General features: G+C 56.9%; 14 protein-coding genes. 5 read left to right on the top strand and 9 right to left on the bottom strand.

The features are described 5' to 3' along the window. Positions 1 to 1,176: a phosphoglycerate kinase gene (locus DHN10_RS13985; RefSeq protein ID WP_108815957.1), complete on the bottom strand. Its 1,176-nt coding sequence runs from the start codon at positions 1,174 to 1,176 to the stop codon at positions 1 to 3. Between the two features lie 132 nt (positions 1,177 to 1,308). Here DHN10_RS13985 and DHN10_RS13990 point away from each other — a divergent pair, with 132 nt between their 5' ends. From DHN10_RS13990 to DHN10_RS14000, 3 genes are all read left to right on the top strand, one after another. Next, positions 1,309 to 1,815 carry a peptidylprolyl isomerase gene (locus DHN10_RS13990; RefSeq protein ID WP_108815958.1) on the top strand — a complete coding sequence of 169 codons (507 nt, stop codon included), beginning with the start codon at positions 1,309 to 1,311 and terminating at the stop codon, positions 1,813 to 1,815. Beyond that, positions 1,808 to 2,353 (top strand): peptidylprolyl isomerase, encoded by a 546-nt coding sequence (locus DHN10_RS13995; protein ID WP_108815959.1) that lies wholly within the window; start codon positions 1,808 to 1,810, stop codon positions 2,351 to 2,353. Before DHN10_RS13990 ends, DHN10_RS13995 begins: the two co-directional genes overlap by 8 nt. 93 nt (positions 2,354 to 2,446) lie before the next feature. After that, a complete protein-coding gene (locus tag DHN10_RS14000; protein WP_108815960.1) occupies positions 2,447 to 3,412 on the top strand; it encodes a DUF3179 domain-containing protein in 966 nt (321 codons plus the stop codon). 101 nt (positions 3,413 to 3,513) lie between these two features. On the opposite strand, the gene DHN10_RS14005 is transcribed toward DHN10_RS14000, so the two are convergent. Genes DHN10_RS14005 through DHN10_RS14020 form a run of 4 tightly spaced genes read right to left on the bottom strand, consistent with a single transcriptional unit; the run spans position 3,514 to position 7,292 of the window. Then, positions 3,514 to 4,929, bottom strand: a complete 1,416-nt coding sequence (locus DHN10_RS14005) for a protein adenylyltransferase SelO (RefSeq protein ID WP_108815961.1) — start codon at positions 4,927 to 4,929, stop codon at positions 3,514 to 3,516. 1 nt (position 4,930) lies between these two features. Then, complete coding sequence (locus tag DHN10_RS14010) at positions 4,931 to 5,872, bottom strand: nucleoside hydrolase (RefSeq protein ID WP_108815962.1); 942 nt, start codon at positions 5,870 to 5,872, stop codon at positions 4,931 to 4,933. A gap of 59 nt (positions 5,873 to 5,931) precedes the next feature. Next, the gene (locus DHN10_RS14015; protein ID WP_108815963.1) at positions 5,932 to 6,141 is read right to left on the bottom strand and encodes a hypothetical protein; all 210 of its coding nucleotides are present in this window, start codon (positions 6,139 to 6,141) and stop codon (positions 5,932 to 5,934) included. After that, positions 6,138 to 7,292 carry an aromatic ring-hydroxylating oxygenase subunit alpha gene (locus DHN10_RS14020; RefSeq protein WP_108815964.1) on the bottom strand — a complete coding sequence of 385 codons (1,155 nt, stop codon included), beginning with the start codon at positions 7,290 to 7,292 and terminating at the stop codon, positions 6,138 to 6,140. The genes DHN10_RS14015 and DHN10_RS14020 overlap by 4 nt, the downstream gene beginning before the upstream one ends. A gap of 332 nt (positions 7,293 to 7,624) precedes the next feature. Here DHN10_RS14020 and DHN10_RS14025 point away from each other — a divergent pair, with 332 nt between their 5' ends. Then, the gene (locus DHN10_RS14025) at positions 7,625 to 7,867 is read left to right on the top strand and encodes a hypothetical protein (RefSeq protein WP_108815965.1); all 243 of its coding nucleotides are present in this window, start codon (positions 7,625 to 7,627) and stop codon (positions 7,865 to 7,867) included. A gap of 88 nt (positions 7,868 to 7,955) precedes the next feature. Here the strand turns inward: DHN10_RS14025 and ilvN are convergent, their stop codons facing one another. The 4 genes from ilvN to yghU all read right to left on the bottom strand — a co-directional run bounded on the left by ilvN (position 7,956) and on the right by yghU (position 12,310). Then, positions 7,956 to 8,522, bottom strand: a complete 567-nt coding sequence (gene ilvN / locus DHN10_RS14030; protein ID WP_108815966.1) for an acetolactate synthase small subunit — start codon at positions 8,520 to 8,522, stop codon at positions 7,956 to 7,958. Positions 8,523 to 8,590: 68 nt separating this feature from the next. After that, positions 8,591 to 10,345: an acetolactate synthase 3 large subunit gene (locus DHN10_RS14035; protein WP_108815967.1), complete on the bottom strand. Its 1,755-nt coding sequence runs from the start codon at positions 10,343 to 10,345 to the stop codon at positions 8,591 to 8,593. Between the two features lie 268 nt (positions 10,346 to 10,613). After that, positions 10,614 to 11,258, bottom strand: coding sequence for a hypothetical protein (locus tag DHN10_RS14040; RefSeq protein WP_108815968.1), 645 nt, complete (start codon positions 11,256 to 11,258; stop codon positions 10,614 to 10,616). Positions 11,259 to 11,440: 182 nt separating this feature from the next. Then, positions 11,441 to 12,310, bottom strand: a complete 870-nt coding sequence (gene yghU, locus DHN10_RS14045; protein ID WP_108815969.1) for a glutathione-dependent disulfide-bond oxidoreductase — start codon at positions 12,308 to 12,310, stop codon at positions 11,441 to 11,443. Positions 12,311 to 12,635: 325 nt separating this feature from the next. On the opposite strand from yghU, the gene DHN10_RS14050 reads away from it, so the two are divergent. Beyond that, a complete protein-coding gene (locus DHN10_RS14050; RefSeq protein ID WP_234417138.1) occupies positions 12,636 to 13,763 on the top strand; it encodes a LysM peptidoglycan-binding domain-containing protein in 1,128 nt (375 codons plus the stop codon). The last annotated feature ends 33 nt before the right edge of the window (positions 13,764 to 13,796 follow it).

Raw genomic sequence — 13,796 nt, forward strand, 5'->3', positions numbered from 1 at the left:
TTAACCCAGCGCCGCCACACCCGGCAGGTCCTTGCCTTCCATCCATTCAAGGAAGGCACCACCAGCGGTCGAGATATAGCTGAAATCGTCCGCCGCACCGGCCTGATTAAGTGCCGCAACGGTATCACCGCCACCGGCCACCGAAATCAACTGACCTGCTTTGGAAAGTGCCGCGGCCTTGGCTGCTGCTGCATTGGTGGCCGCATCAAAGGGGGCAATTTCAAACGCGCCCAACGGGCCGTTCCAGACCAGCGTTTTGGCCCGGTCCAGAACATCGCTGACATAGGCAACCGTGGCGGCCCCGGCATCAAGGATCATCGCGTCAGCAGGGCAGGCGTCAGGTGCCACCGTCTCATTCGCGGCCCCGGCTTTGAATTCACGGGCAACAACGATATCGCGAGGCAGGATGATCTCGCATCCGGCGGCATCAGCCTTTGCCAGAATTTCGCGGGCGGTTTCGGCCAGATCATGCTCGCACAGTGATTTGCCGACATCGATGCCTTGGGCGGCCAGAAACGTGTTAGCCATGCCGCCGCCAATGACAAGATGATCCACCTTGCCCACCAGATTGCCCAGCAGATCCAGCTTGGTCGAAACCTTGGCACCGCCAACAACCGCCACGACAGGGCGTTCTGGCGTACCAAGAGCCTTTTCAAGTGCGCTCAGTTCTTCCGCCATCAAACGGCCAGCACAGGCGGGCAACAGACGGGCGATCGCCTCGGTGCTGGCATGGGCGCGGTGTGCGGCTGAGAAGGCATCATTCACATAGATATCGCCAAGGCCAGCCAGACGTTTTGCAAAGCCTTTGTCATTCTTCTCTTCACCGGGATTGAAGCGCAGGTTTTCCAGCAACAGCACCTCATCGCCGTCCATCTCGGCCACGGCGTCGCCATAGTCGGAATTGACCCAGGTGACAGGCAAGCCCAGAACATCGGCGACGGCAGGGGCGATGATCTCCAATGACATCTCAGGCACGACCTGCCCCTTGGGGCGGCCAAAATGGGCCATCAAGATAACCTTGCCACCCTTTTCCTGAATATCGTCCACCGTGGGGATGATCCGTTCAATCCGGGTCAGGTCGGTGACCTTGCCGTCCTCAACTGGTACATTGATGTCAACGCGCACCAACGCGCGTTTGCCAGCAAAATCGATATCGTCGAGTGTTTTCCAGGCCATGTTGGTGCTCCTATCGCTGATCCGCTTTGGCGCTTAGTTGCGGCAATGTCGCGCTGGCGTCAACCGGACCGGCTTGGCAATTGCGGTTAAGGGCCATATGTCATGCCCGAACGCGAAATAAAGGAGCGCCCCATGGCCGACATCAAAGACCCCGAAAACACCATCATCATGACGCTAAAGGACGGCGACGTTGTAATCGAACTGCTGCCCGATGTGGCACCGGCCCACACCGCGCGGATGAAAGAGCTGGCGCGCGCTGGCAAATACGACAACGTGTGTTTTCACCGGGTGATTGACGGTTTCATGGCGCAGACAGGCGATGTCGCCAATGGCAACATGGAAGACGGCTTCAACCTCAGCCGTGCGGGCACTGGCGGATCAGACATGCCTGATCTGCCTGCTGAATTCTCCAAGATCCCGCATGCGCGCGGGTCACTGGGTGCGGCACGGTCGCAAAACCCAAACTCGGCCAACAGCCAGTTCTTTATTAACTTCAAGGACAATGATTTCCTGAATGGGCAATACACTGTCTATGGGCAGGTTGTGTCCGGCATGGAACATGTGGATGCGATCATGAAGGGCGAGCCGCCGATGAACCCTGACCGCATGATCAGCGTAAAGGTTGCCGCAGATGTATAAGCTGGCAGCTGCATTTGCGGTTTTGGCGACACCCGTACTCAGCAACGGTCTTGAGATCGATGTCACAGGCGAGGCCAACGGCACAATCGTCATTGACCTGTTTGAAGAAACAGCACCCAAGCATGTTGAACAGATCACAGCGATTGCTGCGGCAGGCAGCTATGATGGCGTGGTGTTTCACCGGGTCATTGATGGTTTCATGGCCCAGACGGGTGACGTTCAAAACGGTGTGATGGGCGGCGATCTGTCTCGCGCAGGCACCGGTGGGTCTGACTTCCCCGATATCCCGGCTGAATTTTCTGACCTGCCGTTTGAACGCGGTGTGGTTGGCATGGCGCGGGCGCAGAACCCGAATTCGGCCAACAGCCAGTTCTTCATCATGTTCGAGCCGGGCTATTTCCTGAATGGCCAATATACGGTTGTAGGCGAAGTGACAGCGGGCATGGATATCGTTGATGCGCTTAAGCGCGGCACAGGGCCGAACGGCTCTGTTGTTGGCGCGCCTGATGCCATGCAAGCGGTCCGCGTGACCGAATAACAAATCAGCACTAGCCCCCTCACATTGCCGAGAGGAGGCTAGGCGAACAGCCCTGCGTCCGTCAGTCTTTGCTCCAATCAAGAGGAGAGACCGATGCGCCTGATCCCCACAATCGCTGCATTTTGCACCGTGGCCAGCATGTCCGCGGCCAGTCCAGAGTTTTGGACGTCCGAATGGCCGAACACGGATTTTGAAAACACCAGCGTAGAAAACTGGGTTGAGATCATGTCGGGTGGTCCACCAAAGGACGGTATCCCGGCGCTGGATGATCCAGAGTTCATCTCAGTCGCCGACAAACCGGACCTTTTGCCTCGCGAACCGGTGATCACACTAGAGATCGAAGGTGAGGTCCCGCGCGCTTATCCGATCCGCTATCTGACATGGCATGAGATTGTGAATGACGTGGTGGGTGATATTCCGGTCGCTGTCACTTTCTGCCCTCTGTGCAATTCCGGCATCACCTTTGACCGGCGGCTTGATCAAGGCACGCTGAGCTTTGGTGTCTCCGGCAAGCTGCGCAATTCTGACATGGTGATGTTTGACCGCGAAACCGAAAGCTGGTGGCAGCAGGCCATTGGCGAGGCGATTGTCGGTGATCTGACGGGCACCGAACTGGTCAGTCTACCCAGTTGGATGGAAAGCTGGTCAAGTTTTGCAGAACGTAACCCAGACGGGTTGGTCATGGCGCAACCAGCCTTTCGCCGCCAATATGGGGCGAACCCCTATGTGCGCTACGACAGCTCCAACCGCCCATTCCTTTATTCGGGTGAAATGCCGCCGCATGATATCCCGGCACTGGCCCGCGTGGTGCGGGTGGGTGATGCAGCCTGGCCGTTGACCCGATTGTCAGAGGCAGGTGAACTGACCGAGGCGGGCGTGACATTCACGTGGGGCGAAGGGCAGGCGTCAGCCCTTGATGCTGCCCGGATTGGTGCAGGCAAAGAGGTCGGTAACGTGCGGGTGCGTGATGCATCGGGCAATGATCTGCCCCATGATGTGATGTTTGCCTTTGCGTTTCATGCATTCTGGCCAGAGGGAAACTGGATGTTGGGGCAATAGACGCCAGATACGCCGCGTCTGCTGACCTGTCAGGGCCTCCGGCAGAAGTTTGATTGGAAATAGAAAGTAGTAAGGGGGTTTGCCCCCGATCCCAGCTTGCCTCAGGTGCCGCAGAAGGTGCGCTTTACCTGTTCATCTTCGCTGGGCGCGCGCGCAAAATGCGCTGTGTCATCGGTCAGTGGCGCATATGGATTGGTAACAGCAGCCAGCAACGCGTGAAACGGGGCGTGATCGCCATTGCGCCCGGCGTTGATGACCTCTTCAATCCGGTGATTGCGCGGGATGATCTGCGGGTTGGCCTGCGCCATTATGGTGGCCGCGTCATCTGATTTGCGCAGATGCCAGCGGTCTGCCCACGTGTCAAAGGCGTCGCGGCTAAGGAATTGGTCGCGGGCACGGGCAGTGTTCAGGGTGGCGAAGGTGTTTGTGAAATCGGCCCCATCCTTGGTCATCAGATCCAGCAGATCGGTGATCAAGGTGCGGTCATCCTCGGTCGGGTTTGCGATGCCCAACTTGGCGGCAAAGGCGCGCAGCCATTCGGCTTCATAGATCACCGGCATGCGGTGAACTGCGGCAGTGAACGCCTCAATCGCGGCGTCACGGTCAGGCATCAGCGGGATCAACGCCGTGGCGAATTGTGCCATGTTCCATGCGCCAATACCGGGTTGGTTGGCGTAGGCGTAGCGCCCGTATTGGTCGATAGCGCTGAACACACTATCAGGGTGAAAGCCGTCGATAAAAGCGCAGGGGCCATAGTCGATAGTCTCGCCTGCGATGGACACATTATCGGTGTTCATCACACCGTGAATAAACCCCAACCCCATCCATTTTGCGATCAGCGCCGCATAGCGGGCAATCACCAGATCGAGCAATTCGGCGGGTCCGTTGGCCTGTGGATAATGCCGCGCAATCACATGATCCGTCAGCGCGTGCAGGGCCGTCATATCGCCGCGACTGGCGAAGAACTGGAACGTGCCCACGCGGATATGGCTTTGGGCCACACGGGCAATCACTGCACCCGGCAGCACGTCTTCGCGGAAGACGTCTTCGCCTGTTGTCACTGCCGCCAGCGCGCGGGTTGTTGGCACGCCCATGGCATGCATCGCCTCGCTGACCAGATATTCGCGCATCACTGGACCCAGCCATGCGCGCCCATCGCCGCGCCGTGAATAAGGCGTAGGACCAGAGCCTTTGAGCTGGATATCACGGCGGATGCCGTCGGTGCCGATCACCTCACCCAAAAGCACTGCACGTCCGTCGCCCAGTTGTGGGTTCCAGTTGCCGAACTGATGGCCTGCATAGGCCTGGGCAAGGGGGGCGGCCCCATCGGGGATATGATTGCCGGCAAAGACCTGAACGGCCTCTGGCGCGGTCAGCATCGCAGGATCAATGCCAAGGATCGCCCCAAGATCAGCGTTGACCGCGATCATCTGTGGCGCTTTTACCGGTGTTGGCAATTGTGCCGTGAACATCTGCGCAGGCAGTTTGACATAGGAGTTGTCGAAAGGGATTTGCATCCTACAATCGCGCCAGACGTGCGGCAAGCAAGGCATAGAACCCGGAAGCGTCGATATCCTTCATGAACATCGCATTGGCGGGGCGGTCGGTGACCCGCCACCAGTCGGCGACGGTCATGCCAAGGGTCAGGTCCGCCTCTGTCTCGATCTCGACGTTGATATGGCGGCCTTCAAAAAGCTGCGGTTCGATCAGATAGGCGATCGTGCAAGGGTCATGCAGGGGGGCACCTTCTGATCCGTATTTTTCCATATCAAACCGTTCAAAGAAATCGGTCCAAGCGGCGACCATATCCCCCACCTGCGTATGCATAGAGCGGAAAGCGTCGATGCGGTTGCGCGTGGTCAGCGCCTTGTGGGTGACATCAAGCGGCATGACAACCAGCGGGGCTCCTGCGGCAAAGACGATTTTGGCGGCTTCTGGATCGACGTAGATGTTGAATTCAGCCGCGGGGGTGATGTTGCCGACCTCAAAATAGGCGCCGCCCATAAGGACAATTTCTTGGACGCGTCCGACAATGTCCGGCGCACGTTCGAATGCAACAGCGATATTCGTCAGAGGGCCGATGGGGCAAAGGGTGACGGTCCCGCTGGGTTCGCTCCGCAGGGTTTCAATGATGAAATCCACCGCGTGCTGTTCCTGCAATGGCATCGTCGGATCGGCCAGTTGCGGGCCGTCCAATCCGGTTTTGCCATGCACATGCTCTGCTGTGACCAGCTTGCGCCTAATTGGCGCATCGCAACCAGCAAAGACTTTTGTCTCTGGTTTGCCTGCCAGTTCACACACGATCCGGGCGTTTCTCTCGGTCAGGGGCAGCGGCACATTGCCCGCCACAGCCGTGATGCCCAGTACCTCAATGTCTTCGGGAGAAGCGAGGGCAAGCAGGATCGCGACCGCGTCGTCTTGTCCGGGATCCGTGTCGATGATGATCTTACGGGGGGGCATGCGTTCGTCCTGTCTTGCGTATGCCTAACGTGGTCCGAAGGGCGGGCAGTGGCAAGGGGTCAGACGCGACCTTCTGCGTGTAAGCGCTGATAAAGTGCGTCCGAGACCGGATCACCAACCTCAAGCGCAAAGATGTATGCGTGGGTCAAAAAGAAACAGGCGGCATCAAGATCGCCTGCGCCATCCGCCGCCTCTGCATAAAGGGCGACCAGTGCAGCCCGATCATCACGGGCGTGCGCATCCAGCAACCGATCCTGCAATGACCTCATGAGGCGTCGAGATGCGTCGCGATACTGCCGGCCACCCAATGGTGAAAGCAATGCGTCGGGCCATCCATCGCAGGGCTGAAGCGACCACCATCAAAACCCGGCGCATTGCGGCCTTTCTGCATGCCTTCGACCACAAAGATGTCTTCGGTAAAGACCACTTTCCACTGTGCGGCGTTTTTCTCGCGCAAGGCGTCATCGGTTTGAGGTGTCGCATAATAGAGATGGATATGTTCGCGGGTTTGCTGGTGGCTGACAGGTTCCAATACGATCACGAAAGTATGGTCGCGCTGCACGCCCAGCAGGACATTGGGGTAGACGGTGATGTATTCGCCGCCCATCGCCCATTTGTCGTCAAGGTCAGGGAAATCGGGGAAAACGGCCCCATCATCGCCCGTCAACTGGCGATAGACCAAAGTGCCCTGACCAGAGTATTTGCCTTTTTCGTCGATGTTGTAGTGATCCTCGAGCCGGGAATAGCTGTTCAGGCCGGGGTGGACCCACGGCAGGTGATAGCTTTCGCAGTAATTCTCGACCGCGAGCTTCCAGTTGGTGGTGAGGTCCAGCGTAAAGGTGCTGTCAGCGCCGCCATGATACATCGGTTGGTCAAAATCGGACCAGCGGGCAATCAGATCGGCGTGAACCTCTTCAAAGGGAGCGGCATTGCCGTCGATGTTGATAAAGACCGTGTCGAACCAGATATGGCTGCGCACTTCGATCAGACCCAGCAGGGATTTGTCGATGGCGTCATGGGTGTTGTGGCCGGGACCGCCAACATGGGGGGTGGATACAAGGCGGCCATCGGTGCCGTAACACCATGAATGGTAGGGGCAGCGAATCGCGCCTTCGATCTTTTTGGCTTCAGTGACAAGCATCATGCCGCGATGGCGGCAGATGTTCTGGAACACGCGAACCTGCCCCTGACGGTCCCGCACCAGCAACAAGGGGATGCCCAGAAATTCAACAGGTTTCGCGTCGCCATCTTCGGGCACATCGGCGGTGACAGCCAGACCAGACCAATTGGCAAAAAGAACGGCCTTTTTTTCCACTTCAAAGACATCGGGGTCGATGTAATGGGCATTGGGCAAGCCGCGGGCCTGCGCAATCGGCTGGCGAACGGCATCAAGGGTCTGTTGGGGAATGTCTTTGGCCATGGCTCACATCCTTATTTCTATAAGGAACCTAGCATATCCGCACCCCATCTGATGCGTCTGCGCGCGACGGGGCCTTTTCTCACAGCGACATCACTTCGCTGCGATGGGCCAAACCTTGCCAGCGCGCGCAGGATGCATAAGTCAAGAATTGCCAGCCCAGCATGTGAGGGCAAAACCGGGCAGGCTTTTGCGCATCACTCGCCACGAAATTGGCATGGGGATGCTGGAAAACTTTTGTTCAAGGTGGGGCTATGGAATGATCCCCGACAGACGCCCATGTGTGACGGCGAAGGCAACAAAGCCTTCTTCATGTCCTCAAAAGGAGACAACAAATGACACGCAAACTGACGCTGATTGCACCACTCGCTGTTTTGACTGCACTGGCAGGCCAGGCAATGGCCCAAGACGCTGCAATCGATATCAACGGCGACGGTATGTACAGCTTTCCAGAGCTTCAGGCAGTGATGCCTGAAATGACGGAAGACGATTTCACCTTGCTGGACACATCAGGCGACGGCCTGCTGGACGCGGATGAAATCGCAGTGGCAACAGAAGCAGGCCTTCTACCTGCGTAAAAGAATAGCGCGCCGGATCAGCCTCTAACGATCCGGCGCAGCTGGCGCCCCTTGCGTCTGCCCCAATCACAGGGTGCAAGGGGCTGCCTTACGCGACAGCGCCCCGTGAGAGTGCGGCAACGCCTGTCCGGGCGATTTCCTGCAAACCCAATGGCTGCATCAGTTCGGCAAATGCGTCGATTTTTTCAGGTGTGCCTGTGATCTCAAACACAAATGATTCCAAGGTGCTATCGACCACACTTGCCCTAAAAATATCCGCCAAACGGATCGCCTCGATCCGGTCATTCCCGGTGCCTTCGACCTTGAACAGCGCCAATTCACGTTCAACAGATGGCCCTTCAACGGTCAGGTCATTGACCTTATGCACATCCACAATTTGACCGAGCTGAGCCTTGATCTGAACGATAATCTGCGGCGTGCCGGTGGTCACAATCGTGATGCGGCTGCGATGACCTAGGTGATCGACCTCTGCGACGGTCAGACTGTCGATGTTATAGCCACGCCCTGCAAACAGGCCGATGACACGGCTTAGAACACCGGGTTCGTTTTCGACGAGAACAGCCAGCGTGTGACGTTCTACCTTGTCCGAAAACGTAGGGCGGAGGTCATAGGCGGAATGGCTGGTGGCGCCTTTTTTGATTTTGAGCGGTGACATGATTTGTGCCTTTGATCGTTATTTTGTTGGTACTTGGGGCGTACACACCCCCTGCAAGCGAGTGTGCATCACACCATCACCGCGCCATCAGACTTGATCGCATTTGCCACATCCGCGGTCTCGCCCAGCAGCATCTCATTATGCGGCTTGCCCGATGGGATCATCGGGAAGCAGTTTTCGTGCTTTTCCACCAGACAATCGAACAGGACCGGGCCGTCGTGGGTCAGCATCTCCATGATCGCGTCATCCAGATCGGCGGGATCAGAGCAGATGATGCCTTTGGCGCCAAACGCCTCGGCCAGTTTCACAAAATCAGGCAGGCTCTCGGACCAGCTGGATGAATAGCGTTCGCCATGTAGCAATTCCTGCCACTGGCGCACCATGCCCAGCCGTTCGTTGTTCAGGATGAACTGTTTGACGGGCAGATTGTATTGCATCGCCGTGCCCAGTTCCTGCATGTTCATCAGCCATGACGCCTCACCGGCGACGTTGATCACCAGTGCATCAGGATGGCCCATTTGCACGCCGATAGACGCAGGAAAGCCATAGCCCATCGTGCCCAAACCACCGGATGTCATCCAACGGTTGGGGTCTTCAAACCCCAGGTATTGCGCGGCCCACATCTGATGCTGGCCCACTTCGGTGGTGATATAGCGGTCGTGCTTTTTGGTCAGCTCTTCCAACCGAGACAGGGCATATTGCGGCTTGATCACTTTGCCTTCTTGCTTGAAGGCCAGACAATCGATCTTGCGCCAGTCGTTGATCTGGTGCCACCATTTCTGCATTGCCTCTTTGTTGGTTTTGCGCCCGCGCGCTTTCCAAACCTTCAGCAGGTCCTCTAACACATGGGCGACATCGCCAAGGATCGGGATATCAACCTTGATCACCTTGTTGATCGAAGACGCATCGATATCGATATGCGCTTTCTTTGATCCGGGGCTGAAGGCGTCAAGACGCCCGGTGATCCGGTCGTCAAAGCGGGCGCCGATGTTGATCATCAGATCGCAGTCATGCATCGCCATGTTGGCTTCGTACAGCCCATGCATGCCCAGCATGCCCAGCCAGTTGTCACCAGAAGCCGGATAGCAGCCCAGACCCATCAGAGTTGAGGTGATCGGAAAGCCCGTCGCCGCAACCAGTTCGCGCAGCAATTGCGTCGCCGCCGGACCAGAGTTGATCACACCGCCACCAGTATAGAAAATCGGACGCTTGGCCGTTTCCATGGCTGCGGCCAGTTCGGTGATCATCTCCATGTCACCTTTGACCTGCGGGTTGTAGTGCGTTTCAACCTGCCGCGGCTCTGTATAGGTGCCAGTGGCAAACTGCACATCTTTGGGAATGTCGATGACAACGGGGCCGGGGCGGCCGGATGTGGCGATATGGAAAGCCTCATGCAGAGTGGGCGCCAGACGATCGGTTTCTTTGACCAGCCAGTTATGCTTGGTGCAGGGGCGTGTGATACCGACGGTATCGCATTCCTGAAACGCGTCAGAGCCGATCATGAAGGTCGGCACCTGCCCAGTCAGCACAACAATCGGAATGCTATCCATCAGGGCGTCCGTCAGACCCGTCACTGCATTTGTGGCGCCGGGACCGGAGGTGACCAAGGCAACGCCGGGCTTGCCAGTGGACCGGGCATAGCCTTCGGCGGCATGCACCGCACCTTGTTCGTGGCGGACCAAAACATGCTTGATGCTGTTTTGCTGAAAAATCTCGTCATAGATCGGTAGGACGGCACCACCGGGGTATCCAAAGATCGTGTCCACGCCCTGATCAATCAGTGCCTGAACAACCATTCTTGCGCCCGTCATGGCTTTGCTCATGTGTCTCGCGTCCTTCGCGTATCTGGTTTCTCTTTGGTCACAAAAAAACCCCCGAGTGTGTCGGGGGCGCATGGGATCGTTATGGTTTTACCGTTACCGGCCCATGCGCGTGTATCTCACAATTAGTACGACGTGTGTCATCAGGGTTCCTTCGTGCCTCTGCAGACCCTAATCCGCCGGTTTAGGGGGGTCAACAGCACAAGTGGAGAAAATGTCGTCTTGGGGCGGTTTTTCGCAACTTTCTTTCAGGTCGCGATTTGCGCAGCACTCAAAGGTAGCTTCTGCGCCGCAACCTATTGCGCCCTGCATTGGCAATCTCGCTGCCAAACAGCAGTAGATGGGCCAATGTCATGATAGAGAGCAAAACAAGGGCATAGGCGATCAGGATTTGCACCATTGGCACCTGAAAATTCAGCTGCGGCAGATTGGCGATGACCACAGGGGCATACCATGACACGAAAGAGATCATGCCCATGGTTACAAAGATGAATTTCTTGCGAAACGGCACGCCGCCCAGCATCGTGCGGCCTATTTGGCCATACATAAATGGGATAACCGTGCGGTGGATGAACACGCCGTTGATTGTCAGGATGGTGACGATCACCATCTTGGCCCAGACCTTTTCATTGCCCAGTTTGACCGGGTCGCTCATCCAATAGAACACCAGAAAGCTCAGCCCTGTGACCCACAACAGTTTGAGCCCGACATTCACAAGATCAGCAAGGAAATGGAACATCTCGAACTTTTGCTCGGTCATTTCCTGACCCAGAAAGAACCGGATGATCATCAGGTCCAGCAATGTCGCGGCCCCAAGCCCCATCGACAGGCCGATGAAGTGAAAGATGCGGATAATCCCGCGGGTCATTTGTTCAGGGTCAGAGCCGAGTGCGCTGAGAAGTTGTGTGAGTTCCAACAGGGTGGCCTTTTGTAGTCTTGGCTCGCCCACCAGCAAACCAGTCGTGCTTCAATGCGGATGCGTCATTTTGACGTAACACATCCGTATTGAGCGTAGGGCACCGGGTTTGTGCAATCGCTGGATTGGAATGGTCGGTTCTCGGCAGAATCCGGCCCATGAGGCTGATTTGTCTACGCGAATTATGTCTGATCGTCGCCGATCTTGTCCCATGTCTGGGTGTCAAAATCACCCGCCGCGTGCCGCTCGCGCAGTTGTTCTGCTGGGTCACCCCATGCGCGGTTAACCATCTTGCCGCGCAAATAGGCGGGGCGGTTCATCACATCATCGGCCCAGCGATTGACGTGTTCGTATGATTTCACATCAAGGAACTCAGCGGCCTCATAAACCTGCCCCTTGATCAGCGCGCCATACCAGGGCGCCGTCGCCATATCGGCGATCGAATAAGTGTCGCCGCCTAAATAGGTGCTGTCTTCCAGCCGTTGGTTCAGCACATCAAGCTGGCGCTTGGCCTCCATCGCGAAGCGATTGATGGGGTATTCGAATTTTTCGGGTGCATAGGCGTAGAAATGGCCAAAGCCACCACCAAGATAGGGGGCAGAGCCTTGGAGCCAGAATAACCAGTTGAGCGTTTCTGTGCGGGCGGCCACGTCCTTGGGCAGGAAGGCCCCGAATTTCTCGGCCAGATAGAGCAGGATCGCGCCGCTCTCGAACACGCGCACGCCGGTGTCCTTGTCAAACAGGGCAGGGATCTTGGAATTGGGGTTCACATCGACAAAGCCGCTGCTGAACTGGTCACCTTCCTGAATGTTAATCAGCCAGGCGTCGTATTCCGCTGGATGGCCTGCGGCCAGCAGTTCTTCGAGCATGACGGTCACTTTGACACCATTGGGTGTTGCCAGTGAATGCAGTTGCAACGGGTGCTTGCCGACAGGCAAATCCTTGTCATGGGTAGGCCCGGAAACGGGGCGATTGATGTTGGCAAACTTTCCGCCGCTTTCGGCGTCCCAGGTCCAAACCTTTGGCGGGGTGTAGGCGGTGGTGTCAGACATCTTTACTCCGATACTTTGGCAATGCTGTAGAATTCAATGTGAACTTGTTCGGCAGGACTACAAGGCTTGATTGCCTGATCGCGCAAAAATGCACAGCCTATGACCGGTGAAACATCGTGCGGTGACCAATAGTTGGCATTCTTGATTGCGAAATACCAACGCTGCGCAGCCTGTTGCGTAGAAAAAAGGAAATAACTTGGTTCAATTCTGAGTAGAGCGGCGTGAAAAAAATGCGCGCTATTGTTGACGCGTTTTGGTCAACATTTCGCCTTACTCTTGATGTGATTGATGACGTTAGGGAAACTCTTATAAGGAAGGTTAGAAAATGCTTACTCAGAAAGCAGACCGTACATCGGGACAGGCGAAAGTGGGATCGTCGGGGGTAGTACACGGCATGGCGGCAATCGCAGCGGCGACCGTGGGCCTGATGGCCGTGGCGCCTGGTCAGGCGCAGGCGCAAGTCGCCTGTTCGACCTATGCTGTACAGAGTGGTGACACGCTGAGCCAGATCGCCTCGCGCGGGGAGGTGGATGGCGGTTTCCAGACGTTGTTCGATGCCAACCGCAATGTTCTGGCCAACCCCAACCGTATTGAAATCGGTCAGGTTCTGGCCATTCCCTGTGATGATGGAGCGCTGCCTTTGACGGCCGCCAGCACACCCACCGCTGCGGCATCGACCGAACCAGCCCCAACAACAGCTGAACCGAACCGCTCGCTACGCATTGTGACCGCAAGTGGCTATGCGCCCTTCACGGATGAGGGGCTGCCCGGTGGCGGTTTGATCACGCAGATGGTCGATCGCTCCATGGAATTGGGCAATGCTGATCAGGACTATAGCTTGATCTTTATCAACGACTGGGGCTCGCACCTTGAAACGCTGCTGCCGACTGGTGCGGTTGATATGGTGTTCCCATGGTTCAAGCCCGATTGCGACAAGGTTGAAAACCTCTCACCCGGCAGCGCCTACCGCTGTACCGACTTCAACCACTCCGCGCCGTTTTACGAGGCGCTTGTAGGCTACTACACGCTCAAAGGCAGTGCCTATGAAAACGTGACGACCTATGCCGAGTTGCAGGGCGCCCGCTTGTGCCGCCCAGAGGCGTGGTTCTCGTTTGATCTAGAGGCCGAAGGTCTGGTGCCGCCAAATGTTTCGTTGGCACGCCCTGTACCGCAGGATGGTTGCTGGCAGTTGCTGCTGGATGGAGAAATCGACGTGATCACCTTGGATGCCTTGCCGGCTGAAGAAGATGCTCGCGAATTAGGTCTTGAGGATCAGATCGCGAAGATCGAGCCGCTGACATCTGCCCAGACGCTGCATGTCTTTGTGTCCAAGGACAATCAGTTCGCCAATGATGCGCTGCCGATCATCAACGCAGGCCTTGAAGAACTGCGCCTGTCGGGTGAGTGGTTCAACATTGTGCGCGAAGGCATCAAGGAAACCGTCGAGAACTAGATCTAATCTTGATTGGAAACGGCAAACGCCCGC

The sequence above is a fragment of the Loktanella sp. Alg231-35 genome, assembly GCF_900143545.1.
Lineage (GTDB): Bacteria > Pseudomonadota > Alphaproteobacteria > Rhodobacterales > Rhodobacteraceae > Yoonia.

Coding starts and splice junctions, on each gene's coding strand:
- DHN10_RS13985 (WP_108815957.1), bottom strand. CDS start 1,176: ATGGCCTGGAAAACACTCGACGATATCGATTTTGCTGGCAAACGCGCG.
- DHN10_RS13990 (WP_108815958.1), top strand. CDS start 1,309: ATGGCCGACATCAAAGACCCCGAAAACACCATCATCATGACGCTAAAG.
- DHN10_RS13995 (WP_108815959.1), top strand. CDS start 1,808: ATGTATAAGCTGGCAGCTGCATTTGCGGTTTTGGCGACACCCGTACTC.
- DHN10_RS14000 (WP_108815960.1), top strand. CDS start 2,447: ATGCGCCTGATCCCCACAATCGCTGCATTTTGCACCGTGGCCAGCATG.
- DHN10_RS14005 (WP_108815961.1), bottom strand. CDS start 4,929: ATGCAAATCCCTTTCGACAACTCCTATGTCAAACTGCCTGCGCAGATG.
- DHN10_RS14010 (WP_108815962.1), bottom strand. CDS start 5,872: ATGCCCCCCCGTAAGATCATCATCGACACGGATCCCGGACAAGACGAC.
- DHN10_RS14015 (WP_108815963.1), bottom strand. CDS start 6,141: ATGAGGTCATTGCAGGATCGGTTGCTGGATGCGCACGCCCGTGATGAT.
- DHN10_RS14020 (WP_108815964.1), bottom strand. CDS start 7,292: ATGGCCAAAGACATTCCCCAACAGACCCTTGATGCCGTTCGCCAGCCG.
- DHN10_RS14025 (WP_108815965.1), top strand. CDS start 7,625: ATGACACGCAAACTGACGCTGATTGCACCACTCGCTGTTTTGACTGCA.
- ilvN (WP_108815966.1), bottom strand. CDS start 8,522: ATGTCACCGCTCAAAATCAAAAAAGGCGCCACCAGCCATTCCGCCTAT.
- DHN10_RS14035 (WP_108815967.1), bottom strand. CDS start 10,345: ATGAGCAAAGCCATGACGGGCGCAAGAATGGTTGTTCAGGCACTGATT.
- yghU (WP_108815969.1), bottom strand. CDS start 12,310: ATGTCTGACACCACCGCCTACACCCCGCCAAAGGTTTGGACCTGGGAC.
- DHN10_RS14050 (WP_234417138.1), top strand. CDS start 12,636: ATGCTTACTCAGAAAGCAGACCGTACATCGGGACAGGCGAAAGTGGGA.